Annotated in this window: 1 protein-coding gene; it reads left to right on the top strand. The window is 69.4% G+C overall.

Annotation, left to right across the window (positions count from 1 at the left end):
* Window positions 1–516 (top strand): condensation domain-containing protein (locus RM555_RS30820; RefSeq protein ID WP_311415000.1); only part of this gene is annotated, 516 nt, incomplete at both ends.

Below are 516 nucleotides of genomic sequence, written 5' to 3'. Positions count from 1 at the left end.
TACGCAGCCACGTCCTCCAACTCGCCCCCACCAGCCACGTGCTCTGCCTCACCTGGCACCACATCGTCCTCGACGGCTGGTCCGTCGGCGTGTTCCACACCGAACTCGACCACCTCTACACCGACCTGGCCCACGGTCGCGCGCCCTCGCTGCCACCCCTCACCACCCAGTACGCCGACATCGCCCAACGCCAGCGTCACCACTGGCAGAGCGCCAACGCCCAACAACAGCTCGAACAACTCGCCGCACGACTACGCGACGCCCCGCCCGTCTGCCACCCGCCCACCGACCGGCCACGCCCCGACACCGAACCCGGACCCACCGCCGTCCACCACAGCCAACTGAACCCCGGCACCCTCACCACCCTGACCGCCCTCGCCGCCCAAACGGGCTCCACCCCCTTCGGCGTCCTCCTCGCCGCCTTCCAACTCCTCATCCACCGCTACACCCACCAGAACCCCATCGTCATCGGCACCCCCCTCACCGGACGCACCGACCCCGACGCCGAAAAACTCA

This window comes from Micromonospora reichwaldensis (assembly GCF_031845925.1).
Taxonomy (GTDB): domain Bacteria; phylum Actinomycetota; class Actinomycetes; order Mycobacteriales; family Micromonosporaceae; genus Micromonospora; species Micromonospora reichwaldensis.
This window is presented reverse-complemented; position numbering and strand designations above follow the sequence as displayed.